This window comes from Microvirga antarctica (genome assembly GCF_017921815.1).
GTDB lineage: Bacteria > Pseudomonadota > Alphaproteobacteria > Rhizobiales > Beijerinckiaceae > Microvirga > Microvirga antarctica.
Map to the genome: position 1 here is coordinate 291,678 of NZ_JAGEMM010000006.1, position 23,846 is coordinate 315,523.

Here is a 23,846-nt window from a genome sequence, read left to right on the forward strand (position 1 = left end):
ACGGAAAGGAAGGGAGTGCGTCAAAGTCATTCGGTGTGACATGGTCAGCCGGAGATCAATGACGCTGCGCAGCAGCCGGTAGTCTGCGGGAGATCGCCAAATGAACACCCAGCCCAAGAGGCTTCGCCGCTGCCAGCTCGCCGTTCCGGGCTCGAGCGACAAGATGATGGCCAAGGCTGCGGGTATGCAGGTCGATCACATCTTTCTCGATCTCGAGGATGCGGTCGCGCCCGCCGCGAAAGTGCCCGCGCGCGCGCAAATCGTCAACGCGCTCAACACACTCGATTTCGGAACCAGCGTGCGCTGCGTGCGCATCAACGATCTCGACTCTCACTACTGCTACGAGGACATTATCACAATCGTCGAAGGGGCGGGCGCGAACCTCGATACGATTCTCGTTCCCAAGGTCAAATCAGCTTGCGACGTTCGATTCGTCGATCGGTTGCTGTCGCAGATCGAAGGGAAACTCGGGCTGACGCGCCGCATCGGCATCGAGGTCCTGATCGAGGAAGCTGAAGCAATCATGCGGGTAGAAGAAATCGCCGGCGCGTCGACCAGGCTCGAGGCTTTGGTCTTCGGCATGGGTGACTACTCGGCCTCTCAGGGCATCGATCCGCGCGCTATTTCGGGCGACACAGGCTATCCCGGGGATATCTGGCACTACGCGCGCTACAAGATGATCGTCGCAGCCCGCACCTACGGGCTCGATGCCGTCGACGGACCCTTCGTGAATTTCAAGGACGGCGACTATTTCCGCACCGAATGCGTGCGCGCCCAGCAGCTCGGCGCCGTCGGAAAATGGGCGATCCATCCGAGCCAGGTTGCGATCGCGCAGGAGGTCTTCAGCCCGTCGCAGGCTGAAGTCGATCGTGCCTACAAGGCGGTTGCGGCCTATCGCGAGGCGCAGCAACAGGGCCTCGGCGCCATCCAGGTCGATGGCCAGATGGTGGATGTCGCAACCGTCCGCCTCGTCCAGCGCATTCTTGACCGCGCCGAGCAGGCGGGCATCAAACCGTCGGCCGAGAAGTAGGGCAGGGGCATCGTCATGGGGAAAGCGTCCCACGGGAATTTCTTCGAGGATTTCGCGATCGGTCAAGAGATCGTTCACGCGGTACCGCGCACGATCACGCAGGGAGACGTCGCGCTCTATTCAGCGCTCTACGGAATGCGGTTCGCCCTGCAATCGTCCGACGCGTTCGCTCAGGCGTGTTCGCTGCCCCGTGCTCCGATCGACAATCTTCTTCTGTTCCACGTCATTTTCGGCAAGACCGTGCCCGACGTCTCTCTCAATGCCGTCGCTAATCTGGGCTACGCGGAATGTCGGTTCCTCGAGCCCGCATGGCCGGGAGACAGTTTTACGGCTCGTAGCACCGTCATCGGATTGCGCGAGAACGCCAACGGCAAGACGGGTATCGTGTATGTCCGCTCCATGGGCTTCAATCAGCGCGGCGATGCGGTGCTGACCTTCGTGCGTTGGGTGATGGTGAACAAACGGGATGCTGCGGCGCCCGCACCCGAGGTGGTTGTTCCATTGACCGATGCGCAGGTGAATGGCGAGGCGCTCGCGCTCCCGCCCGGTCTGGACTTTTCGACCTATGATGCAGCCGTCGCAGGAAGCGCGTACCGTTTTGAGGATTACGCGGTCGGTGAGCGAATTGACCATATCGACGGCATGACGATCGAGGAGGCCGAGCACCAGATCGCGACGCGGCTCTATCAGAACACCGCAAAGGGTCATTTCGACGCCGTTCTGCAGAAGGCCGGGCGGTTCGGACGCCGCATCGTCTATGGCGGCCACGTCATCTCGCTCGCCCGCTCCCTGTCGTTCAACGGTCTGGCCAACGGTTGCCTGGTGGCAGCCATCAACGGCGGTCGGCATGTCAACGCTGCGGCTGGAGGTGACACGATCTATTGCTGGTCGGAGATCCTGGCAAAGCAGGACTTCCCGGAACGCCATGACATTGGCGCATTGCGGGTCAGAACCATCGCCACCAAGGATCTCGCCTGTGACACATTTCCCTCGCCCGGTGGCGAAGCGGAAGCATCTGTGCTTCTCGATCTCGACTACTGGCTGCTGATGCCCCGCAGCGTTTCATGAACGAACGGCTCGCCCCCACGATGTCAAAGACAAGCCGGCTCGACTTTCCCTGGAAGACGCCGCCTGCCAAAGGCACCGTCACCGAAGTGGCACCCGGTCTGCTGTGGGCACGCCTGCCGCTGCCGTTCCGGCTGAACCACGTGAATGTCTGGCTCATGGAGGACGACGACGGCTGGACGGTGATTGACACTGGCTGTGCGACTCCGGAGCTGTTTTCCGTCTGGGAGACGTTGCTCGCCGGGCCGATGGCGGGTGGTGCTGTGCGCAGGGTTATTGCCACCCACGGCCATGTCGACCATATCGGCCTGTCGGGTTGGATGGTGGATCGGTTCGGCGCAGAGTATGTCGGCACATTCGGCGAATGGATGTGGTCGCGGCTCAGCCACCTGCACGGAGTGCCAGGATCAAGTGCGGCCTATCACTCGTACCTCAAGCGCAACGGCTTCGAGGAAGCCGTGACGGGTGCGATGGCCACAAGCCGCAATCGCTTCATGGACCTGTCTAGCCCGGTGCCTGGATGCATCACGGAGATCCGCGACGGTGGCACGATCAGGTTCGGGAGACGGGACTGGTCGATCATCGTGACTCGCGGCCATACCTTCGAGCATGCCTCATTCTACGACGAGGCATCGGGCATCCTGATTGCCGGCGATCACCTGCTCCCGAAGATATCGCCGGTCATCGCCGTCTATGAGATGACGCCGAAGGGCGACCCCCTGGCGGACTATCTCGCGTCATTCCAGCAGTTCGCGCACATCCCAGCGGATATTCTCGTCCTTCCATCGCATGGGATGCCCTACCGGGGCATCCACGAGCGCATTGAGGAGTTGCGCACCCACCATCGGCTGCGGCTCGATGAAACGGCAGAATTCCTGCGCGAGCCGAAAACCGCCCTCGAGCTGTCGCATGCCATGTTCCCGCATATCGAGGGCCCCGACAATATCGGCTTCGCCCTCGGCGAGACCCTCGCGCACATTAACTGGTTGCTGAATCAAGGGATCGTGAGAGAAGATATCGACCCGAGCGGGCGAGCAATTTTCACGACGCGGGCCTGATAGTTAATCCATCTGTTTCGGCTGCGTGCCGCCATCCGCAAGGTTTGACAATGAAGCAAGCACGTCCGCGCCGCTCCGTCCTTTACGTCCCGGCCGCCAACGCAAAGGCGATGGCCAAGGTCGAAAATCTTGCTTGCGACGCCGTCATCTTCGATTTGGAAGACGCTGTCGCGCCAGCGCTCAAGGCTGAAGCCCGCACCTCGCTGCAATCCTATTTCCGTGAACGCTCTCACGACCCGAAAGAGCGGGTGATTCGCATCAATGCGCTTGCCAGCGCCTGGGGCGCAGAGGATTTGGCCGTGGCGGCGGCAAGTTCGCCTACCGCGATCCTTCTCCCAAAGGTGGAAACGGCCGAACAGGTTCTGGCTGCCCGCTCCGCGCTCGATGCTGCCGGGGCCACGGCCGTCAGGCTCTGGGCCATGATCGAGACGCCCCTGGGCATCGTCAATATTCGTGAAATTGCGGCCCTTGGCGCACATGAGAGCGTCGGGCTCGAATGCTTCGTTGCCGGCACCAACGATATTGCAAAGGAAACCGGACTTTCCATTCCCGCAGGACGCGCAACGATGGTGCTCTGGCTGGCCCAGGTGGTGATCCACGCCCGCGCCTTCGGCATCGATATCCTTGATGGCGTCTACAACGATTTCCGCAACCAGGACGGCTTCCTGGCCGAATGTGCCCAAGGGGCTGAGATGGGGTTCGACGGGAAGACGCTGATCCATCCCACGCAGATCGAGCCGGCCAACGGCGCGTTTTCGCCGAGCGAGGCGGCGATCGCGGAGGCCCGTGCGGTCGTTGCCCTCTTCAGTGCGCCTGAGAATGTGCGAGAGGGCGTCCTGACCCTGAATGGCAAGATGGTCGAGCGACTTCATGCCGACATGGCCCGGCGCACGCTTGCAAAAGCCGGACTGCCGCTGGAGGGCTAGTACAGCTGCTGGCCTGGGCAGCCATTTTCGAAAACCAGCGCGAGGATCGGCCACGTGGCTAGCTCTGGTCTGCACGATAACGCCTACCGGGCGTCGTTTCGGGGCTGATTTCGAGCAGAATGTCCAATTGTGAGCCAAGTTTGCCTTGAGTTTTGCCTTTACGTCACTCTGCTGACCACTAGGATACCGAACAGGGAGATCCTGATGCGCATGAAGTTCGGTTTGACGTTCGCCGTCGCCCTTTTGTCGAGCGGTCTTTCCGCCCACGCAGCCTGCGAGTCGAAGCTGGCGTCTCCGCCGCTCATCGAGGGCGGAAAACTTGTGATGTCGATCAACCCGGTTCTTCCACCGATGCAGTTCGTCGATGAGAAGGGCGTCCTGCAGGGGTTGAATGTTGAACTTGGCAATGAGATCGCCAAGCGTCTTTGTCTCGAGCCGGTTTTCATCAAGATCGATTTTCAGGCCATGGTGCCGGGCCTGCAGGCGAAGAGATGGGACCTTATCAACACGGGTATCTTCTGGACGGATGAGCGCGCGAAGATCATGTATCTGGTCAATTACGGCGCGCAGGCTGTCAGCGTTCTGACCGAACCGGGCAATGCCAAGAAGATCCTCAAGCCGGAGGATCTGGCTGGCAAGTCGGTGGCGGTCGAAATCGGGACCTACGCGGAGCGCCGTCTCAAGCAGTTCAGTGACGATTTCGTCAAGCAGGGGATGAAGCCCGTGGACGTGCGCAGCTTCAATACAGGAGCGGAGGGCTACCAGGCCCTGGGGTCGGGCCAGGTTGACGCGGCCATGAGCATCGATACGACCGCGGCCGAAATGGTCAAGAGAGCGAACTTCGCCTGGCCCATGAAGGGGATTGGCGGATCGCCGATCGCGTTCGCAGCGGGAAACAAGCAGATCGCGGAAGCCGTTGCGGGTGCGCTCCAGGAACTGCGCGCCTCGGGGGACTACGCGAAGCTTTTTGCAAAATACGACTTCGCGGAATTGCCCGAGCCGACATTCACCATCAACGGACCCGGACCGCTCTAGCCACCGCGCGGCAGCGTCGTGAAGGGTTTCAACGTCGAGTCGTTCCTGAATTACCTTTACAGCCCCTATCTCATCGGGGGTGCTTGGACGACGATTTGGCTTACAGCCGTCTCGATCGCCGGCGGGTTTGCGCTGGGGGTCGTCATTGCGTTGATGCGGATGTCGCGCTCAAGGGCCGCCTCAAACGCAGCGGTCTTCTACATCTGGCTGTTTCGCGGCACGCCCCTGCTGATCCAGCTCATCATCATCTACACCGGCCTTCCGCAGCTCGGGCTGCGATTCAATGTGATTCAATCGGCATTGATCGGATTGATTCTGAATGAAGCGGCCTATCTTGCCGAAATTGTCCGTGGCGGATTTCTCTCCATCCCGAAAGGTCAAATCGAGGCCGCAAGATCGCTTGGGCTTACAAAACTTCAAACGCTGTTCAAGGTCACTGGCCCTCAGGTCATCCGCACGATCCTGCCGCCTCTGGGAAACAGCGTGAACGGCCTGCTGAAAGCGACCTCGATCGCCTCCGTGATTTCAATGGAGGAGTTGCTTCGCCGTGCGCAGGTGCTCATCCAGGTGAGGTTCGAGGTGCTGGAGATCTTCAGTGTCTGCGCCATCTACTATCTGGTCATTACGTCTCTCTGGCAACTGGTTCAGACGCGGATCGAACGCCGCTTCGGCCGGGCGTACGCGTTGCCGCCAGAACGCTGATGGGTGTGTTTAATCGTCGAGCCAAGATCGCCCCAGTCTATGCGGGAGGCGCGCGCCGCCCGCGATTCGAAACAGCACTTTTCCGGGGGTGACCACGATGCCGTCCAGGGCGCGGGCATAGATGGTCCCGGTCTGGCGGGCGTAGACGGGCATGCGGGACAGGGTGAAGTCAGCTGCGGTCGGATCAATCACGTCGCAGATGTGATCGCCCGGCGTGACCTCCTCGCCAGCCTTACGGTGGAAGACTGTAAAACCCGGAGCCGGGGCGTAACCGACGTCCATGCCCTCAACATCGACGCAGTCGCATTGAGATGGGGGCAGAGGTGGCGCGTCGCCCGAAAGCACTCCCCGTCGCCGCAGGAAATTCAGGAGATTGAGCGCATCGAGAGAGCCATGCGCGTCATCGCAATCATGGCGGCCCCGCATTTCGATCATCGCCGTTTGACACGCATGGGGAATTGACGCGGCAGGCCATGCGGCCGCCAATCGCGGCCACAAACCACCGACGACGCCCGCGAAGGTCCTGGACGGCACATAGGGGTCAAGCGATACGATCGCGCGACATCCGATATCCCGGCCGAGATCTTCCAGCGCCGGCCAGTCGAAGGCGTTGATGTACATGAACATCGTCGCCTCCATGTCAGTGTGCAGGTCGAGGCAGACATCCGCATCGATAGCGCGGAGCAGAAGATGCTTGCGCAGGCTGAGCCATTCGGATGTCTCAGGGATTTCGCCGAGCACAGACAGAGCTGCTGCGCGGATGAGCCTGACGTTCTCGGCGCTGTTATCTCCGAGCACCCCTGCCACCAGGCCAGCAACATCGGGGCTGATGTCCAGATGCTCACGATTGAAGTTTACCAGACTTTGCGTTTCGAAGCGGCCCATCTGATCGCCGGCCGAGAATTGTCCCAGACCGATGGGATTGGCCAGAGGCGCGAGGATGATCTCCCCACGAATGGTGCCGGCTTCAACTTCTCGATCCAGAAGGCCGCGAAGGTGGTGCAAAGCCAGCGTTCCCGTCATCTCGCCCGCGTGCAGCGCCGCCTGGATGTAGATCTTTGGACGGGCGCCTTCCTCGCCATAGTGCAGAAAAGTCACATGCTTCGATGCGCCAATATAGTTTGACGCAAGTTCCTGCTGGACGAGTCGCGCAGACATTGAAGGGCCTCGTTATGAAAGTTCGAGAGGATGTGGCGGCTAACGGTCTGCCTGCTGATCCCATAGGAAAGGCCCTAACCTTTCCTGTAAAGGCCCAAAGCCGACGTTGCCGACGTCTCTGCGCAATCTTCTCGAGACAAGAGGCTGAGACACGCGCAGCCTTGTCTCTTGCCTACGCCCTCGACGTCGTTAGGGCTCAAGGAGAAAATTGGGCGGCATCGCCGATCGCCGTGTCGTCCTATCGGAGATCAGTCGACACCATCACCGAAACGCGGCATTGCCAAATAGGAGTTGCGCTCATTAGATATGACTTCTGGTCATGATCGAGACATTGCAGAATGAGCCAAATGCCGTCGCTGGCGGGACTGAAAAGTTTCGAGGCCGCCGCCCGCAACAAGAGTATGACGAAGGCTGCGGCCGAATTGAACGTCACGCAAGGGGCGATCAGTCGCGCGATCGGGTCGCTGCAGGCTGATCTCGGATTTCCCTTGTTTTCTCGCACCCGTCCGGTCCTGGAATTGACTCCCCTTGGCGAGACAGTCTTCGCGGAGCTGCAATATTCTTTCGATCGAATCAAGAACGTCCTCGCGCGGATCCAGAACGAGCAGAACGGGAGAGCCCTGCATATCAATGTGCTGCCGACATTTGCGCTTCGGCTGCTTATCCCGCGGCTGCCACGGTTCAGGGAACAATATCCGGATATGCAGGTCGACGTCGTGGTGGGCGAACAGGCCATCGATTTCGCGGCGGGCCCGGTCGATGTGGCCATCCGCTACGGGACGGGCGACTGGCCCAGAACCAAATCCTACCGCATCCTCGACGAGGAGCTGATCGTCGTCTGCGCTCCGTGGCTCCTCGAAGAGCGGGCGGAGATCGATCCCACGCAGCTGAGGCCAGGTCAGTTGATCCGCCACACAACCCGGTTGATGGCATGGTCGGAATGGTTCGAGAGTCTGAATGTCACTCCGCCCATTCCTGCGGGACTCGGATTCGAACATTTTTTTATGGTGATCGAGGCTGCGACCGTGGGGATCGGCTTTGCGCTGCTTCCGCGTTTTCTCATCCGCAAGGAGCTTGCTGACGGCGCTCTTGTCGTCGCCTCTCCTCATACTTTGAGACGTGAGCAGGGGTACTTCTTCCTATGCAGTCAGGAGCGCCTGCTCGACCCGAAGATCGTTGCTTTTCGCCAATGGCTGCACGCGGAATTGCAGGACCCTGATATCTGATCCACCTCTCCGCGCCGCCACCGTTTGAAGATCAGGCGCCTCGCTTGCCCTCCGGAAACAGACACAAAAAGCGTCGCTTGCGTTGTGAGGAGAGCTCATGATAATCGTTGACCATGCGTTAGCTCGGCTTTGGTCGGCTCGAGCGCAAAGATCCGCGTTTTTGTCCACCGCAGCAGAAGTTTATCACTCATGGCGTCTCCGTCCCCGCAGGTCGTTTTCATCACCTCGCCGCTGGAGAGCGAACACGTTGAATACATCAGGCAGTCATCGCCTGCCGGCGTCGAGGTGGTCTTCGAACCGGACCTGCTCCCTCAGACCCGCTACATCGCCGATCACAAAGGTCGGGACGACTTCAAGCGAACCGCACTGCAGGAGCGCCGCTGGCGCGAAGCTCTGGGGCGTGCCACGATCCTCTGGGATTTTCCGACCGGCCGCGAAGGGGAGCGAGGATTAGCGCTCGCTCCAAACGTCGAGTGGGTGCAGACCACGAGCTCCGGTGTGGGACAGCATATTCACGCGTTGGGCCTGGCCGAGAGTAACATCGTGGTCACCACCGCACGGGGAGTCCACGCCGATCCGCTCGCCGAATTCGCCTTGTTCATCATGTTGGCGCACGTCAAGGATTTGGCGCGCCTGCAGCGTGAACAGTCGGCGCGCCGATGGGAGCGCTATTGCTGCAGTGAGCTCAGTGGCAAGACTTTGACGATCATCGGTGCAGGACAGGTTGGAGCGCGTGTCGCCTCCCTGGCCCGGGCATTCAACATGGACGTCAGAGCCGTCGTCAATTCCCCATCGCCCGAGCGTCGCGCGGAGCTTTTTGCCAGCGAGGTTTTCGGTCAGGCGGATCTGGCCAAGGCTGTGACGGGAGCAGACTATATTGTTTTGGCCACCCCGCACACGCCGCAGACCGACAAGATGATCGACGCGAGCGTCTTCGCCGCCATGAAGCGCGGGGTCGTTTTCATCAATATCGCGCGCGGTCAGGTGGTCGATGAGGCGGCAATGATCGAGGCTCTCAATAGCGGTCACATCGGCCTGGCCGGCCTCGATGTCGCTGCTACAGAACCGCTGCCGCCCGGTTCGCCGCTCTGGTCCATGCCCAATGTTCTCATCAGCCCTCATTCGGCCAGTACTGCACCGAGCGAGAATCGGAAAATTGTCGAGATCTTCGTTAAAAATCTCGGGCATTTCATGAGCGGCGAACCGAATCGCATGATCAATGTGCTCGACAAGGCGAGAATGTATTAAATCATGGCGGGCCCGGACTTGACGCTTAGGGTGGAGCTCTGGAGACGCGGCGCAAGTGCCGCAATCTGCAGCCGTCCGACACCCATCACCAAAGACATGATTCATCAGAGGAGCGCATCGATGAAGGCCTATTCGAGGATCGCCAGTGCTGCGGCGTTGGCTGCGTCGACGTTCTTGTCCGCGCCGAGCTGGGCTCAGGATGCCAAGCCCCAATACGGCGGCGAACTTGTGCTGACGGGTCAGCTTGACAAGACCATGTTCCCCGGCCGCAACACCGATGCGGGTGGCATGGATGTCTATTTAAACTCCTGCGAGAACCTGGTCGAGATGACGGGAGACCGTGTCATTCATCCGATGCTCGCCAAGAGCTGGACGACATCGGCTGACCAGAAGAAGGTCACCTTCAAGCTCAACGAGGGCATCCAGTTCCACGACGGCACGCCCTTTAATGCCGAGGCAGCGGCGTTCGTCTACAATGAAGCGCTCGCCAAGAAATTTCTTTACGTGAGCCTTCTCGAGGGCCTCGAGAAGGTGACGGCCGACAGCGAGTATGAGGTGTCGTTTCATCTGACGACGCCCTCGGCTGCGCTTATCCCCAATCTCGCGTACCGGACCATGTGTATCTTCAGCCCCACGGCCTACAAGGCCAAGGGGGAAGAGGGTCTCGGCAGCAACATCATCGGCACCGGGCCGTTCATCCAGACGGAATACACAAAGGGTGAATACGCGCTTTTCAAGCGCAACGACAAATATTGGCAGAAGGGCAAGCCCTATCTCGATAGCATCCGCATTCTCTTCGTTCCCGATGTGTCGACCCGCGTGGCGATGCTCGAGAGCGGTGAAGTGGATCGCGCATTCGGAGTTCCCGACTTCGACGTGCCACGCCTGTCAACTGAGAGCACGCTCAAGGTCAACACGCTGCCGAGCCTGCAGCAATATTACGTGGTCATCAACAACCTGACCAAGCCGCTCGATGACCCGAAGGTCCGTCAGGCGCTGAACTACGCGATCGACAAGGCCGGCATCGTCAAGTCTGTGTTCGCCGGAACCGGAGCGACGCTGTCGCAGGCCCCCACGCTGACGCCAGGTGTCTTCGGGTTTGCGGATATGCGTGAGCCCGGCAAGGACACGATTTTCGCTTTCGATCTCAACAAGGCGAAAAGCCTGCTGAAGGAAGCCGGCTATGAGGACCGTAACGGCGACAAGTTCGTCGAGAACGCGCAGGGAACGCCGCTTTCGCTGAAACTCTGGACCCGCAAGTCCGGCAAGGGCGAGTATCAGATTGCGCAGCTTGTGCAGAGCTTCCTCGAGAAGCTCGGCATCAAGGTGGAACTGACCGTTCTGGAAAGCGCGACATTCAGCGCCTCTCTGTCGCTCGGACCGAAAGAAGCAAAGTATGATCTGGCGCTGCTCGGATGGACCATCCCGACTGCGGATCCCGACGAGCCGATGATGTACATGACCCATACCAAAGCCTGGAAGCCTGCCGGCGCGAACCGGATGTTCTTCTCGAACCCCGAAACAGACCGGCTTGCCGAACTCGCCCATGCGGAGGGTGACGAGACCAAACGCGCCGGCTATGTTCGCTCATGGATGGCTGAACTCCTGAAGCAGGCGCCGGTCATCTATCTCCCCACGTCGAACCTGACAGAGGCTGTTCGGACTTACGTTCATGGCGGTCAGTATCTTCCAGCCGGAACCTATGTGGGCAGTTCGGCCTGGATCGATCAGGCGGAGAAGAAGAAGCAGGGAATTACCCGCTAGGGGCACTGCCGGATGACGCGATGGTCGCCTGGCCCATGAGGCTGCGTGGCCATCGCTATTTTTTAGACTGCGTTCGCGACCCTTGATCACTCCGAGGCGGAGGTGGGTTTTGTATCACCCGATCCGCGCGACAATCTTCCCGCCACCTGGGAGGGCCAAAAGACAGGACTCGCCATGGCGAGAATGATCCTCAATCGCTTCATCTTCATGATCTTCGCCGGTCTCCTGCTTCTCACATTCCTGTTCTGCCTGTTTCACGCGATCCCGGGAGATCCCGCACGCTTGATCGCCGGTGACAGCGCGCCGGAAAACCTCGTCCAGAGCATCCGGGTCGCCTACGGTCTCGACCAGCCTCTCATGACGCAATACACGACCTATATGGCCAAGGTCATGACGGGTGACTTCGGGCTTTCGAACTTCTCGCGGCAGCCTGTGCTCCAGATAGTCGGCCCGCGTCTTCTGAATACCGCAAAGCTTGCTGCCTGGTCCATGCTGCTCGCCATGACGGTAAGCCTGATCCTCGGCTGTCTGTCCGCGACCTATTGGAACCATCCCGTTGATCGTGGCATCACCGCATTCTCGCTGGTCGGGATCTGCACCCCGATCTTCGTCACGGGTATTCTGGCGATCTATCTGTTCGGCGTTCACCTGCGGTGGCTGCCGATCGGGGGCATGACGACCTGGAAGCACTACATCATGCCTGTCGCCACGCTTGGTCTCGCACAGGCAGCAGGCTTCACGCGCATGGTGCGCGCCTGCATGATCGACGCGCTCGGGCGCGATTTCGTCACGACGGCTCGCTCCAAAGGCGTGCCCGAGCACGTCATCGTCTTCAAGCACGCGCTCCGCAATGCGCTGTTGCCGATTATCACGCTCTTCGGCCTTGGCCTTGGGCATACACTCGGCGGCGCCGCAGTGGCTGAATCCATTTTCAACTGGCCGGGTCTGGGGCGCCTCATGGTGGATTCCATCCTGACGCGCGATCTTCCCCTGACACAGGGCTGCATCTTCTTTTTCGCCATGCTGTTCATTCTGGTGAACCTGATCGTGGACCTCCTCTATCGTTGGGCGGACCCGAGGATGGCCAATGAGTGATGCAACCACCCAGTCCAGCGGGAGGTGCTGACAATGGAATTCTTCAAGCGCTACGCGAGCGACAAGGTCGGGCTGTTCTTTGGTGTGTTGCTGCTCATCTTCTATTTCGTCGCTCTCACCGCGCAATGGATCACGCCCGCAGATCCGTTTGAGACAAGTCTGTCTGAGGGACTCCAACCGCCGTCTGCCGCGCACTGGCTGGGAACCGACCAGTTTGGACGGGATACGTTGTCGCGCGTTATTCTGGCGACCCAGGTGACGGCAAAGATCACGACGGTGGCGCTTTTGTTCTCGCTGCTGCTAGGGGTGCCGATCGGCATGATCGTGGGATATCGCGGTGGACTTGCGGATGCCGTGGTGATGCGCATCACCGATATGATGCTCATCTTTCCGACCATTATGCTGGCCATCGTGATCGTCGTCGTTGTCGGTCCATCAGAAAGCGGCGTCGTCGTCGCCTTGGGATTGTCGCAACTTCCGAATTTCATTCGGATCGCGCGCAGTGCCGCGCTCTCGGTGAGGCGAGAGCTTTACGTGGAAGCAGCTGTCTCTGCGGGTGCTGGCTGGCCGGACATTTTGCTGCGGCATGTGCTTCACAACATTTCCGGGCCGGTGATCGTCAAAGCGACGCTTGCACTGCCGGGGTTTGTGCTGGGCGCATCGTCGCTCAGCTATCTGGGACTTGGTGTTCAGCCACCCACGCCTGAGTGGGGTCAGATGCTTCACGAGGCGAAAGACTTCCTCACCAGCGCGCCTTATCTCATCGTGGGTCCGGCGATCGCGTTATCGATTTTCGTGCTATCGGCCAATATGGTCGGCGACAGCCTTAACGAAAGCCTCGATCCCAAGCTGAAAGGCCGCCGCTTGAAGCGCATCTTGCCCCGCCTCAATCGCAAGAAGGCGATGTCGTGAACAATTTGCTGGAGATCAACGACCTGCGGGTCAATTTCATGACCGAGAGCGGCGTCGCACGGGCAGTCGACGGTATCAATATCACAATCGCTCCAGGCCGTACCCTGGGCGTTGTCGGAGAAAGCGGCTGCGGCAAATCTGTTACCTCGCGGGCCATCCTGGGCCTCGTGGACTCACCCGGGTGGATCGAATCCGGCGAGATCATGTTCAACAGCCGCAAGGGTGTCGTAGACCTCGCCCAGTTGCCGCGTAACGGCCGCCAGATCAATGCCATCCGAGGCTCCGAGATCACGATGATCTTCCAGGAGCCCATGACCGCGCTGAACCCGGTGTTGACAATCGGCGATCAGATCACCGAGCCGCTGCTTCTGCACGAGAAGATCTCGCGCAAGGAGGCCAAGGAGCGCGCTATCGCGAGCCTGGCGGCTGTCGGAATCTCAGCGCCTCGGCAGCGGTTCGATGAGTATGCCCATAACCTCTCTGGCGGCATGCGCCAGCGGGCGATGATAGCCATGGCTCTGGTGTGCAATCCATCGCTTCTGATTGCCGACGAGCCGACCACTGCGCTCGATGTGACCATTCAGGCGCAGGTTCTCGACCTGATGAATGAGCTGCGCCAGCAATTTGCCGGTGCCATCATGTTCATCACACACGATCTCGGCGTTGTCGCGACGATGGCGGACGATGTCATCGTCATGTATCGCGGCAAGATCGTGGAAAGTGCGTCCGTCCGCGATCTCTACCGAAATCCGTTGCACCCCTATACCCAAGGGCTCATGCGCTCTGTTCCGTCCATCGTCAATCGAGGCGAGACCCGCCTCCAAACGATTGAAGGCTCGGTTCCTCGCCCCACCGAGTTCATCCGGGGCTGCGCCTTCGCGTCGCGATGTGCCAATGTCATGCCCGTCTGCCGCGAGTCGGTGCCGGCTCTTGCACCTGTGTCTGGGCCTCACAAGGCTGCCTGTTTCCTCCACCACTCCATCTCCGAGGAGCGCGCAGATGCTGCCTGATGACGTGCTGATCCAAGTCAAGGGTTTGAGGAAGTACTTTCCCGTCAGAAAGGGCATGTTCGGTTCAGTGACCGCCCACATCAAGGCTGTCGACGGTGTCGATCTCACGATCAAGAAGGGTGAAACCATCAGTTTGGTCGGCGAGAGCGGTTGCGGGAAAAGCACGACTGGTCGTTCAATCATGCGACTGATTGAACCGACCGGTGGCGAGGTTCTGTTCCGGAGCCAGGTCCTCGGTGGTGCCGATGGTCAGGAGGCCGTGGTGGATGTGGCGACTCTGTCGGCTGGCAGCGTCAAGGCGCTCCGTCGTGAGATGCAGATCATCTTTCAAGATCCCTATTCCTCGCTCGATCCGCGTATGACGGTCGGCGAGCTGATCGGCGAACCGCTGCGCGTTCAACTCGCGATCAGCCGCAAGGAGCGTGATGAAAGGGTGGTCCGACTGCTGGAGGCGGTTGGCCTGGGTGCCGATCATCGCAGGCGGTTCCCACACGAATTCTCCGGAGGGCAGAGGCAGCGGATCGGCATCGCACGTGCGCTTGCCCTCAATCCGCGTTTCATCGTGGCCGACGAACCAGTCTCCGCCCTCGATGTCTCGATCCAGGCCCAGGTCGTCAATCTGTTGCAGGACCTCCAGGCTGAACTCGGGCTGACCTATCTGTTCATCGCTCACGATCTGTCAGTGGTGCGCCATATCAGCGATCGTGTCGCCGTCATGTATCTTGGCAAAATCGTCGAGATTGCAGATGCCGACGAGCTTTTTTCACACCCCAGGCATCCGTACACGGAGGCGTTGCTGTCTGCCGTGCCAGTGGCGGACCCTGATTTCGTTCGCAACCGTATCCGTCTTCAAGGGGATGTCCCCAATCCCAGCGCGCCGCCGTCGGGTTGTCCATTTCATCCGCGTTGCGCTTATGCGGTGGACCGGTGCAAGGCCGAGATTCCCAGCCTTCGCGAAACGTCCCCCGGACATCAGGCGAGTTGCCACCGCGTAGAAGAACTTGATTTGAGCGGGGTCGATACGCGCTACGCCGCTGCGTGAGCCGCGCCTCAGCAGTTCTCATCTCACCTTACAGTGTCACTTTGAGGCCGAGTGTCAGCATCAGCGTGTCGAGACCGCCACCGGCTGCGGGTTTTCTGTATCGTGCGATCGCGTTCGTATCGCCATCGTATAGGGTCGAACCACCATAGGCGTTAAAGTGCGTTTCGTAATCGGCCTTGGCGGTGACAGAGACTGAGTTAGTGAGCGCATATTCTGCGCCCAGCGTCACTCCAATCATCCAGCTCGGCGCAAACCTCTCCGTGAAAACGATGTTGCGCAGGTTATGATGATCCTTGTCGCTGGCAACGACGAACGGACTGGCGATCAGTTCACCCGTCACCGTCCACGGGCCGTTTGCGTAGGCCGCGGCAATTCCGAGATAGGGAGTATGCCACCATTGCTGGTAGGCGATGCTGAGCTTGTCTGCTGGAAAGTCACCGGTGACATTGCGAAAGCCGTTACTGTCGGAATAAATGTATTGGCCGCCATAGCTGTTCATCTTGAAGGTGGTAAAGCGATATCCCAGTAGGCCGCTGAACGTGAACGGACCCGTTGCATAGACGCGGAGTGCCCCGCTTACATCCAACTGGAACGCCTTCGGGAGCCGCGTGTCATCGGAATGCGACCAGTGGCTCCACGTGTCGAATCCCTCATAGCCCCGCAACCAATCGAAATCGTCCATGACGGTATCGGAGGAAACGACCGCCCAGCCGCCGAGGCGCACAGACAATCCATCATGCGGCGTGAAGGCGACCCGACCGGCGAGGACGGCGGCGTTGTCAATCTGCCAGTTCAATTGGCTGACTTTGCTGCCGTCTCCCGGAATGTTGTAAACATACTCGTAGGCGGTTCCGGAGAGGTGCCCGCCGTGCAATTCGATCGAGAAGCGCGGAGCAGGCGCGGGAAGGCTGGTCTGCAAGAATGCCGGATCAGCCGCGTAGGTGGATGTCGGTGTGAGGGCGCCTGCAGCCAGCAGGATGGCACTGTGAAAAATCAATGGCGAAACGTGAGCCGACTGGGCCAATGCTGACACTCCAGAAAAACGCGCCCGGATCCTGGCGAGCGAACGCCTCCATTTCCGAGGGCTCATCCCCAACCAAGAAAAAATTCCTTGATCTGAGAGCGGGACCACGGCCTTTCGATCGAACGAGTGTCTTTATGGCGGCTTGGCGGCCGGTTCACAACTCCGACGCGGTTAGTCCACTGCAGCAGGGTTACCATAGGGTGTCCCGGCAAGGTTATCGGAATGTGAAGGTGTCAAACGGGATCAGCAGGACACCGATGAGGCCTGGCATTTGAGGCAGGCCTGGCGCGACAGCATACGCCAGACATCCGATCGGCGCGGGCGTCAGGCGAATAATTGGCAGGCTGCAACGCTGAGAGAGGTGATGCCCAAAAGGAAGATAATAAACCAGCGGGGGCAGGAATCTTTGTGGGCGTTGACCATGATTACCTTCCTTGCCGCGAGCCTCGGCGACCGCGCAATAGGATCCTAGCGGTACCATCAACTCAATTGTAAGACAATTTTTGCGAACGGACCTCCGTCTTGCTGAAATACCGGGCATTCTGCCTCCTAGGAAATTTGACTGGCAGCCTTTCCCTGTTGCAACGCGTCTTACGGCCGGCGAGCGTGAACTGGACTCACACGTGTTGTCGATCGTGGTTTACCCAATTTCCCATGGTCTCACGCCGCAATATGAAGCATCAAGGTTGCATCGGCGCTTAGGCGCGCGGGCTCTCCGCTGGGGTGAAAGTCACATGGATCTGCGTTGCCTTAGACTTGGTGCAGCATCGCTCGGCGCCCTGCTTTTCGCCATCGCCTGGTCGGCAACCGCGGGCGCTCAACAGCAACCGGCCGTCGTCGATCACATGCCGCCCGGCATGACGGCTGAGAACTACAACGCCATGGTGCAGGATATTGCGCGCGCGACGGCCGAGCACATTCGGGCGGACAGGGTTCTGGACGCGCAGCCCCCCAATTCCGTTGCGTTGCCGCGGCAGGGGGACAGCGTCGCGGCCGGTGGCGAGAGCGCCTTGCTGCAGATAGACCAGATGGTTGATCGTCTCGCGCAGATATGGTCGTCGTTCAATGCAAGCGCGACGTACAGCCGTCTGAGCGCCCAGTTGCAGATGGACGGTTACCGCAGCGGCCAGTCGCTTTTTGGGTTGCTTTTTCTGGGTATCGCGATCGGCGTCATCTTCGAGGCAGCGAGTGGTTGGCTCATCGGCGTCATTGTACGAAGATGGCTGCGCCGGCAAGTCGGTTCCGTGTCGCTTCTTCCGCGTGTTGCCATCTCAGCAATGCTGGATGGGTTGACGCTCGTTCCTCTCGCGATCGTGCTCTATGGGTTATCAACCTACCTCGTCGTGAACGGAACACTCCAGGAGACAGTCGCCTATATTGTGCTGGGCAATGCATTGATCTGGCGCGCATCCGCAATGGTCCTGCGGATCTGGCTAAGACCGATGGCTCCTGAGATCAGAATTGTCGCCGTGACAGACGCGGACGCGCGACGCCTCTACGTGGCACTCTCGTTGGGCGTGCTTTTCTATATGATCGGCCGCTCGCATATCCGGATTCTGATGGCGACCGACTTTCCGACTGATACCATCGTGGTAGCCGGGTTCGCTAACAACATCCTCTACACGATCGTCGATCTTTCCGTGATATTGGCGATCAGGCATCCGATGGCACGGTGGCTTGAATCGCTGGTCGATGAGGTGAACCGAGGATGGGGTCACTCCAAGCGCATGTTGGCGCGCAACTGGTTCATTTTCGGCATTGCACTCGATGTAGCGATGTGCGTCGCGATCGCTCAAGGCTTGCTGGCCGGCAACCTGAACGTCGGTGGCGGTATCTCGACATTTCTGGATCTTCTGATTTCGCTTATTCTCATTGAGTCCCTGGGCGATTTTGTTACAACGCATCGCAAGGCGACGCTTGCGTTACAGGCAGCGGATTTTCAATCCGATCTCACCATCGTTGCGACTCGTTGCTTGCGGACGGTACTCTGGATTGCCGTGTGCTCTGGCATTGCCGAGATCTGGCTGCTCGATATTTTCGGAGTTGTTGCGCCAACCGAACGCTTGGCGTGGGAACACAACGTGAGCAAGGCAGTCCTGGCAACCACGGCTGCCTATGTGACATGGGAGTTCGCGTGCTATCTCATGGCCCGCCATCTCCCCCCGACCGCTCGCTTTGCCCCGGCTCCCGACGGCCAAGTACCAACACGTCTTGCCACGTTGTTGCCTCTCGCGCGGGTGACACTGGGCATCGCGATCAGCGTTTTGACGATCCTCGTTGTTTTGTCGGAACTCGGCGTCAACACGGCCCCATTGATCGCCGGTGCCTCAGTCTTCGGCCTGGCGCTGTCGTTTGGCAGCCAGACCTTGGTCAAGGATATCATCTCAGGGGTGTTCTATCTCACCGACGACGCCTTTCGGCTTGGTGAATATATTGACTCTGGGAAGGCGAAAGGAACCGTGGAGGGATTTACCCTTCGGTCGATCAAGTTGCGTCATCAGAACGGTCAGCTCCACATTGTTCCTTTCGGGGAATTGGGATCGATCACCAATTTCAGCCGCGACTGGATCACGGTAAAGTTCAATCTCCGGCTTGACCGCAATGTCGACCTCGAAGTCGTGCGAAAAGTCGTCAAGAAGATCGGTCAGGACATTCTCGATGATCCGGAGGCCGGGCCACTTGTCATCGAACCGCTCAAAATGCAGGGCATTGCGGAGATTAACGACGCCGCGTTGGTGGTTCGCTTCAAGTTCACATCAAAACCCGGAAAATCAGCCACGGTCCAGCGGATGGCAATGAAAAGAATATACGAACGGTTTCCTGAAATGGGGATCAATTTTGCCGGTACGGCAGCCCCAGTGCCGATCGCGTTGAAGACCGTTTGACTTCTCCACGTCTGCAGACTCGGGTGGCGCGTTAGGCTTGCATCTGTGCATGAGTTGATGAGCGTTCTGCGCCGCGCGTCTTCAAGATCCGACGCCTAGGATCAGTACCTCGCAGCAGTCGTCCCAGTGCATCGCCTTGGGTACGGACGTACCAGCGTCCTAACCGATCAGTCTTGAATATTCTGCCTCTGTAACGCCGTAGCAGCCTCCGGCGATCTGTTCGAGCTTGTCCCGCTTGAGGATGCGCACTTGCCCCCGCGTCGCCTTGATGAGGTGCATTCCCTCAAGAAGATGGATCGCTTCGGTGACCCCCGAGCGCCTCACTCCTAACATCAGTGAGAGGAACTCGTGTGTAAGAGCCAAGTCGTCATCCGACGACCTATCGTGACACATGAGCAGCCAGCGAGCCAATCTCTCTTGAAGATTATATCGTCCATTGGCCAGGGCGGTTTGTGAAAGCTGGGTCATGGCGACGTGGACATATCGCATGAGAAACGGCCGAAGCGTCTTGCTTTCGTCCATGGCCTGCGTGAGCCGATCGGTGGGCATCCGGAAGCCTGAGCCTGCAATCTGCATAAAAGTCATGTTTGTCGACTGGGTCACCCCAAGAATAGCGGATTTTCCCGCCAATCCATCCCGTCCGACATGGGCGACTTCGACTTTCTCGTCATCCAGCGCGGCGGCGATGATTGAGCCGAGGCCCTCCTCAAGGAACCAGACATGGTGGAAGGGAATGTTCTGGTGAACCAGGACCAGGCGGAGAGGTAGGTCGACCCGCTCGAGAAAGGGTTGGATACGGTCAAAATCGCCCGGCGCCATTCGCTGGAGAAGGCGGTTCTGAACCGTTACCTGGGTAGGAACGCGCATGGCTCTTCCTTCGAGCAACAGAGGAAGGAGTCCGGCCGCAAGCTGCGACAAGATGCCTATGGCCCACCATGGGCAGATTTTGCATCGAATAAGCCGCTGGTACGAAAGCGCACGATCCGCGCAGAAAAAACTGCGCCAATCCGTCCGGCCTGTTTGGGAGATTTTAAAACTGTCGCGCGGCCCGGGCTCTGCCAAAAGCCTGCAAACGCTATGCCAGCACGATGATCACCATATGGGAGCTTGCAGCCAGCGGATCAAGATGGTCGCTGTGAGGGGGTTACTGCGTTTTAGAACAGCGCATAGTCCGAAAGCGCCAGTGCGGGCATCTTGATCGGTCATAAAGTCGGTCGGTTGGCCGGTCTGTCTCGTACTTACCAACACGGAGCCTGATCGGAATGCGGTTCTCAGATCTCGACCGAAAGGTGACGACGGCCGATGTCCGACCGTCTCGCTGGGAGTCTGGCGTCCCATCGTATGACGGCGATGCCGCGCGCCCACCCGGATTTCAGGCGAGCGTGCTCGTAGCGGAGAAACGCGCGCCAATCGTAGCGCTCGACATCATCCGCGGAGTTGCAGCCCTTATTGTCGTTCTTGTCCACGTGCGGATGTCCGCTTTCGTCGACTATACGGCGCTACCTGTCAGCGATCGGGGCCTGCTCACGGCCCTGTTCTATGGTCTGACTCGCAGTGGCAATGAGGCCGTTTTGATCTTTTTCGTTCTCAGCGGCCTTTTGGTCGGGGGTCAGATCGTCACGCGGTTGACCACGGGTCGATTTGATTGGGTCGCCTATGCGGTCGAGCGCACGTCTCGGATTTTCGTTCCCCTCATCCCGGCCGTCATGGTGACCGCAGTCGTGAGCACATACGTGATCGGACACGCCCCCAGCATTCTCGAACTCCTCTCTAATACACTGGGCCTGAACGGGGTGGTTACGGAGACGCTGACCGAGAACCGCCCGCTCTGGTCTCTTGCGTACGAGATCTGGTTCTATGTGATCGGCGGCGCAATCGCCTACATGATCGTGCGCGGCCCGAATTTGCTTTCGGTCGGCCTCCTCTCGGCAGGTGCGTTCATCATGGCTGTCCTCGATACCCGCTACCTTCTATTCTTCGGACTTGGGACCGTGGCGACGCTTTTTCGTGTGATGCCCAACCGCAGTGTTCTCTTTGGTGCCGGATTCTGCCTTCTGGCGACAGGCGGCATTCTCAATCAACTCACAGTACCGACGAAATTTTTCGCCAATGTTCCCGCGCTGAAGGGCGTCGACGGCGCGACACTTCTGTGCATCGGCTTCTGCCTGATGCTTCCCATTCTCTGTAGTGAGAGAACGAGCTCAAATCTGCTGGCGCTACGCCGCCCGGCCGCCGCTATGGCGAGCTTCTCGTATTCTCTCTACCTTTTCCATTTCCCGATCAATTCCGCGCTCGCGCTGTGGCTTCCGCAGGCAGAGTCAATTTCGCTTCAGTCAGGAGCGCAATTTGTGCTCAGGGTTGCCATCTGCATCATCGGTTCGTTCGCGTTCTACTGGTGTTTTGAACGAAACACGGCCTCGGTGAGGCGCTTGCTGGAAGGCTATTTTCATGTCCGACCTGTCCCATAGGGCCGTGATAGGGAAGGGGAAACAGAACCGCTGACATTCGATTGACTTTAGGAACGGCAAGGGAGCACATCGATGATCAGATCAATGGCGTTCATGGCGCGATCGGAACTGACTCCGGGGCCGCGATAGGAGCTTCTGGGGTGGCCAATCAATGGCAGAAGCGAGTGGTCATCATATTTGCCAACGACCGGGACCCACGGCTGGTCGCGCAATCTGAAGCACTGCTCGCAGACCCAAGTGCATTGAAAGATCGCGATCTGGTTGTCTTTGCTGTGATTGACGGATCGCGGATCAAGCCCATCCATGGTGCCACTGCCGATCTCGATGTGGATCGGCTGCGCGAACTCTACGCACGCTCGCGGAAATCGTTGTTTGAGGCAATTCTTGTGGGGAAAGATGGAACGGTAAAGTGGCGAGGAACGGAGCCAGCAATGCCAGCAGATCTGTTCCGACTCATTGACTCAATGCCTATGCGTCGGGAGGAGCTTTCCCGGTAGTTTGAAGATGCCCTAGCTGCTCACGACGTAGCTTGAGCGGGCCGACATCCGATTGTTTTCCTTCGCCGCGTAAAGGGCGAGATCCGCTTTTGCCATCAGGTCACGGCCGGTTTTTGCGGTGTCGGGAAAATACGCGATGCCGATCGCAACCCCGACTTCGATGGTCCGTCCTTCGATGAGGATCGGCGTACCGATTGTGCCGATGATTTTCGCTGCGATTGCTTCCGCCGAAATTGGCGTATCGGTCGACGCCGCGGCGGACTTCTTGGCAAGGATCGCAAATTCATCGCCACCGATCCGGCAGAGTTGATCCTGGTGGCGGGAATGGGACTGCAATCGCCTGGCGATAATCTGCAGGACTTCGTCGCCGGTCGGATGGCCGAACTGATCATTCACCTGTTTAAACCCGTTGAGATCGAGCAAGAGCAGCGCGGCGCTTCCGGGGCGTGGTTCGTGATCCGTTGGCCGCGTGGTCAGTTCGCCGAGGCTTGCGTCAAATTTTGCTCGATTGCCGAGGCCGGTCAGCGGATCGTGGTTTGCGCGGAAATCGGCTTCTGTCGCCCGGGCCTCGGCTCCCGCCCGCAAAAGCGCTTCGGCCCTCAGTTCCGCGACGCGCCGGAGCGCGAAAACCCAAATGCCGCAGAACAGCAGGCCGCCGGCTGTCACTGCCTCATAGAAGTCGATGCGCTTCCGCGGATCGAGAGAAGGGCCCGCAACGGCTCCAAAGAGTGTGAACTCATAGGCAATCCAGAGGAAGGCCAGAAATGCGCCGCCGAGTACCAGCAGGTCCTGGAGGGCCCTTCGTCGGCTCCAGCCGGGGGCGTCGATATGAGACCGAATTTTCAAACCAGCACCCTCACGGCTCTTTTAGAGGAACTCACGAAGCCGCATATCTCTCCCAAAGGGAGATGCGCGTGCGGCTGCACTCCGTCGGCCTGCCGCACCATGCTACTGCTGCGGTCGCCAAGGCAATGGGATTGATGGGGAGTGCATCCCTGAACGAATGCTGCCCCATCCGTCTTAAGAGATCCTGAAGCTGTGGGCCCGGAGTGACCCGCGGCCTGCGCGCTGGCACGCACTCATCTTGAGGGGAAGGGCAGGCTCCAACGCCTCGCTTAGCCTTGCGGATCATTGGCGTATCAATTCTGAACCCGCTCACCGTGTCGAATTTTCTTGCCCGAGGCGATTGACATCGGTCGAGCGAGGGGACATATCCGCGTCCCTGCCGGAATTTATGTCCGTGCAGGGCATCACACAAGCAAGAGCATCGACGCCGCTCGGCTGTTTCAGCTGTGAGGTAGATCGGTCAGGATTGGGGCCTCGAGGCAGAGGTTCCAGTCGACGGCACGAGCCACGCTGCCTGTATTCAGGTGGCCTTGTGGCTCCTCTGACGAACATTGATGTGGTATCGAGCGGTCTCCGTCCGCACGATACTCTTCCCAACATTCGAACGTATAGTTTCGAGTGATTAATGTTGCTTGCCTGGAGTTCAGCAGGGCAATCGGATACTTCGATTGCAGTGGAATTTGCAGAAAGCTGGTTGACACAGTCATTGTCCTGCTGTAGATCACATTCATCGACGGGGCGCCGCACTGGTTTTGGTTTTGGTTGCTTTGTTTGAATTATCTTAGAATTTGGCGGCATTGTCCGGGACATGTTTTTTTCCGGGGATTGCCGCTGTTTTCTTCGGGGGCGTTTATA

20 protein-coding genes are annotated in these 23,846 nt (G+C 59.2%); 16 read left to right on the forward strand and 4 right to left on the reverse strand.

Translation table 11 applies throughout. The annotated features are described in order from the left end of the window. The first annotated feature begins 100 nt into the window (after positions 1–100). The 6 genes from J4G32_RS17950 (at position 101) to J4G32_RS17975 (ending at position 5,816) form a co-directional block, all read left to right on the forward strand. Positions 101–1,030, forward strand: a complete 930-nt coding sequence (locus J4G32_RS17950) for an HpcH/HpaI aldolase/citrate lyase family protein (protein ID WP_210496881.1) — start codon at positions 101–103, stop codon at positions 1,028–1,030. A gap of 15 nt (positions 1,031–1,045) precedes the next feature. After that, positions 1,046–2,098 (forward strand): MaoC family dehydratase, encoded by a 1,053-nt coding sequence (locus J4G32_RS17955; protein ID WP_210496882.1) that lies wholly within the window; start codon positions 1,046–1,048, stop codon positions 2,096–2,098. After that, the gene (locus J4G32_RS17960; protein WP_210496883.1) at positions 2,095–3,153 is read left to right on the forward strand and encodes an MBL fold metallo-hydrolase; all 1,059 of its coding nucleotides are present in this window, start codon (positions 2,095–2,097) and stop codon (positions 3,151–3,153) included. The genes J4G32_RS17955 and J4G32_RS17960 overlap by 4 nt, the downstream gene beginning before the upstream one ends. A 50-nt stretch (positions 3,154–3,203) precedes the next feature. After that, positions 3,204–4,079, forward strand: a complete 876-nt coding sequence (locus J4G32_RS17965; protein WP_210496884.1) for an HpcH/HpaI aldolase/citrate lyase family protein — start codon at positions 3,204–3,206, stop codon at positions 4,077–4,079. 204 nt (positions 4,080–4,283) lie between these two features. Then, positions 4,284–5,114 carry an ABC transporter substrate-binding protein gene (locus J4G32_RS17970; protein ID WP_210496885.1) on the forward strand — a complete coding sequence of 277 codons (831 nt, stop codon included), beginning with the start codon at positions 4,284–4,286 and terminating at the stop codon, positions 5,112–5,114. A gap of 18 nt (positions 5,115–5,132) precedes the next feature. After that, positions 5,133–5,816, forward strand: coding sequence for an amino acid ABC transporter permease (locus J4G32_RS17975; protein WP_210496886.1), 684 nt, complete (start codon positions 5,133–5,135; stop codon positions 5,814–5,816). Positions 5,817–5,825: 9 nt separating this feature from the next. Here J4G32_RS17975 and J4G32_RS17980 read toward each other — a convergent pair whose 3' ends face one another. Next, positions 5,826–6,974, reverse strand: coding sequence for a M14 family metallopeptidase (locus J4G32_RS17980; protein WP_210496887.1), 1,149 nt, complete (start codon positions 6,972–6,974; stop codon positions 5,826–5,828). A gap of 338 nt (positions 6,975–7,312) precedes the next feature. Here J4G32_RS17980 and J4G32_RS17985 point away from each other — a divergent pair, with 338 nt between their 5' ends. The 7 genes from J4G32_RS17985 (at position 7,313) to J4G32_RS18015 (ending at position 15,271) form a co-directional block, all read left to right on the forward strand. Further along, positions 7,313–8,200: a LysR substrate-binding domain-containing protein gene (locus J4G32_RS17985; RefSeq protein WP_210496888.1), complete on the forward strand. Its 888-nt coding sequence runs from the start codon at positions 7,313–7,315 to the stop codon at positions 8,198–8,200. A gap of 189 nt (positions 8,201–8,389) precedes the next feature. Next, positions 8,390–9,448 (forward strand): D-2-hydroxyacid dehydrogenase, encoded by a 1,059-nt coding sequence (locus J4G32_RS17990; RefSeq protein WP_210496889.1) that lies wholly within the window; start codon positions 8,390–8,392, stop codon positions 9,446–9,448. A 120-nt stretch (positions 9,449–9,568) separates the two neighbouring features. After that, positions 9,569–11,212, forward strand: coding sequence for an ABC transporter substrate-binding protein (locus J4G32_RS17995; RefSeq protein ID WP_210496890.1), 1,644 nt, complete (start codon positions 9,569–9,571; stop codon positions 11,210–11,212). 174 nt (positions 11,213–11,386) lie between these two features. Then, a complete protein-coding gene (locus tag J4G32_RS18000; RefSeq protein ID WP_210496891.1) occupies positions 11,387–12,307 on the forward strand; it encodes an ABC transporter permease in 921 nt (306 codons plus the stop codon). 33 nt (positions 12,308–12,340) lie between these two features. Continuing rightward, entirely contained in the window at positions 12,341–13,219 is an 879-nt protein-coding gene (locus J4G32_RS18005; protein WP_210496892.1) for an ABC transporter permease, read from the forward strand. A gap of 38 nt (positions 13,220–13,257) precedes the next feature. Then, positions 13,258–14,229 (forward strand): ABC transporter ATP-binding protein, encoded by a 972-nt coding sequence (locus J4G32_RS18010; RefSeq protein ID WP_210496945.1) that lies wholly within the window; start codon positions 13,258–13,260, stop codon positions 14,227–14,229. Next, a complete protein-coding gene (locus J4G32_RS18015; RefSeq protein WP_210496894.1) occupies positions 14,219–15,271 on the forward strand; it encodes an ABC transporter ATP-binding protein in 1,053 nt (350 codons plus the stop codon). Before J4G32_RS18010 ends, J4G32_RS18015 begins: the two co-directional genes overlap by 11 nt. Before the next feature lie 28 nt (positions 15,272–15,299). Here J4G32_RS18015 and J4G32_RS18020 read toward each other — a convergent pair whose 3' ends face one another. Next, complete coding sequence (locus J4G32_RS18020) at positions 15,300–16,295, reverse strand: omptin family outer membrane protease (RefSeq protein ID WP_210496897.1); 996 nt, start codon at positions 16,293–16,295, stop codon at positions 15,300–15,302. A gap of 734 nt (positions 16,296–17,029) precedes the next feature. On the opposite strand from J4G32_RS18020, the gene J4G32_RS18025 reads away from it, so the two are divergent. After that, positions 17,030–19,180: a mechanosensitive ion channel family protein gene (locus J4G32_RS18025; RefSeq protein WP_210496898.1), complete on the forward strand. Its 2,151-nt coding sequence runs from the start codon at positions 17,030–17,032 to the stop codon at positions 19,178–19,180. A gap of 159 nt (positions 19,181–19,339) precedes the next feature. Here J4G32_RS18025 and J4G32_RS18030 read toward each other — a convergent pair whose 3' ends face one another. Next, a complete protein-coding gene (locus tag J4G32_RS18030; RefSeq protein ID WP_210496899.1) occupies positions 19,340–20,047 on the reverse strand; it encodes a Crp/Fnr family transcriptional regulator in 708 nt (235 codons plus the stop codon). 395 nt (positions 20,048–20,442) lie between these two features. Between J4G32_RS18030 and J4G32_RS18035 the strand changes: the two genes are divergently transcribed. Beyond that, on the forward strand, positions 20,443–21,648 hold the full coding sequence (locus tag J4G32_RS18035) for an acyltransferase family protein (protein ID WP_210496900.1): 1,206 nt from the start codon (positions 20,443–20,445) through the stop codon (positions 21,646–21,648). 140 nt (positions 21,649–21,788) lie between these two features. Beyond that, a complete protein-coding gene (locus tag J4G32_RS18040; RefSeq protein ID WP_210496902.1) occupies positions 21,789–22,145 on the forward strand; it encodes a DUF4174 domain-containing protein in 357 nt (118 codons plus the stop codon). 12 nt (positions 22,146–22,157) lie between these two features. Here the strand turns inward: J4G32_RS18040 and J4G32_RS18045 are convergent, their stop codons facing one another. After that, on the reverse strand, positions 22,158–22,730 hold the full coding sequence (locus J4G32_RS18045) for a GGDEF domain-containing protein (RefSeq protein WP_210496904.1): 573 nt from the start codon (positions 22,728–22,730) through the stop codon (positions 22,158–22,160). Positions 22,731–23,846: the final 1,116 nt, after the last annotated feature.

Coding starts and splice junctions, on each gene's coding strand:
- J4G32_RS17950 (WP_210496881.1), top strand. CDS start 101: ATGAACACCCAGCCCAAGAGGCTTCGCCGCTGCCAGCTCGCCGTTCCG.
- J4G32_RS17955 (WP_210496882.1), top strand. CDS start 1,046: ATGGGGAAAGCGTCCCACGGGAATTTCTTCGAGGATTTCGCGATCGGT.
- J4G32_RS17960 (WP_210496883.1), top strand. CDS start 2,095: ATGAACGAACGGCTCGCCCCCACGATGTCAAAGACAAGCCGGCTCGAC.
- J4G32_RS17965 (WP_210496884.1), top strand. CDS start 3,204: ATGAAGCAAGCACGTCCGCGCCGCTCCGTCCTTTACGTCCCGGCCGCC.
- J4G32_RS17970 (WP_210496885.1), top strand. CDS start 4,284: ATGCGCATGAAGTTCGGTTTGACGTTCGCCGTCGCCCTTTTGTCGAGC.
- J4G32_RS17980 (WP_210496887.1), bottom strand. CDS start 6,974: ATGTCTGCGCGACTCGTCCAGCAGGAACTTGCGTCAAACTATATTGGC.
- J4G32_RS17985 (WP_210496888.1), top strand. CDS start 7,313: ATGAGCCAAATGCCGTCGCTGGCGGGACTGAAAAGTTTCGAGGCCGCC.
- J4G32_RS17990 (WP_210496889.1), top strand. CDS start 8,390: ATGGCGTCTCCGTCCCCGCAGGTCGTTTTCATCACCTCGCCGCTGGAG.
- J4G32_RS17995 (WP_210496890.1), top strand. CDS start 9,569: ATGAAGGCCTATTCGAGGATCGCCAGTGCTGCGGCGTTGGCTGCGTCG.
- J4G32_RS18000 (WP_210496891.1), top strand. CDS start 11,387: ATGGCGAGAATGATCCTCAATCGCTTCATCTTCATGATCTTCGCCGGT.
- J4G32_RS18005 (WP_210496892.1), top strand. CDS start 12,341: ATGGAATTCTTCAAGCGCTACGCGAGCGACAAGGTCGGGCTGTTCTTT.
- J4G32_RS18010 (WP_210496945.1), top strand. CDS start 13,258: ATGACCGAGAGCGGCGTCGCACGGGCAGTCGACGGTATCAATATCACA.
- J4G32_RS18015 (WP_210496894.1), top strand. CDS start 14,219: ATGCTGCCTGATGACGTGCTGATCCAAGTCAAGGGTTTGAGGAAGTAC.
- J4G32_RS18025 (WP_210496898.1), top strand. CDS start 17,030: ATGGATCTGCGTTGCCTTAGACTTGGTGCAGCATCGCTCGGCGCCCTG.
- J4G32_RS18030 (WP_210496899.1), bottom strand. CDS start 20,047: ATGCGCGTTCCTACCCAGGTAACGGTTCAGAACCGCCTTCTCCAGCGA.
- J4G32_RS18035 (WP_210496900.1), top strand. CDS start 20,443: ATGCGGTTCTCAGATCTCGACCGAAAGGTGACGACGGCCGATGTCCGA.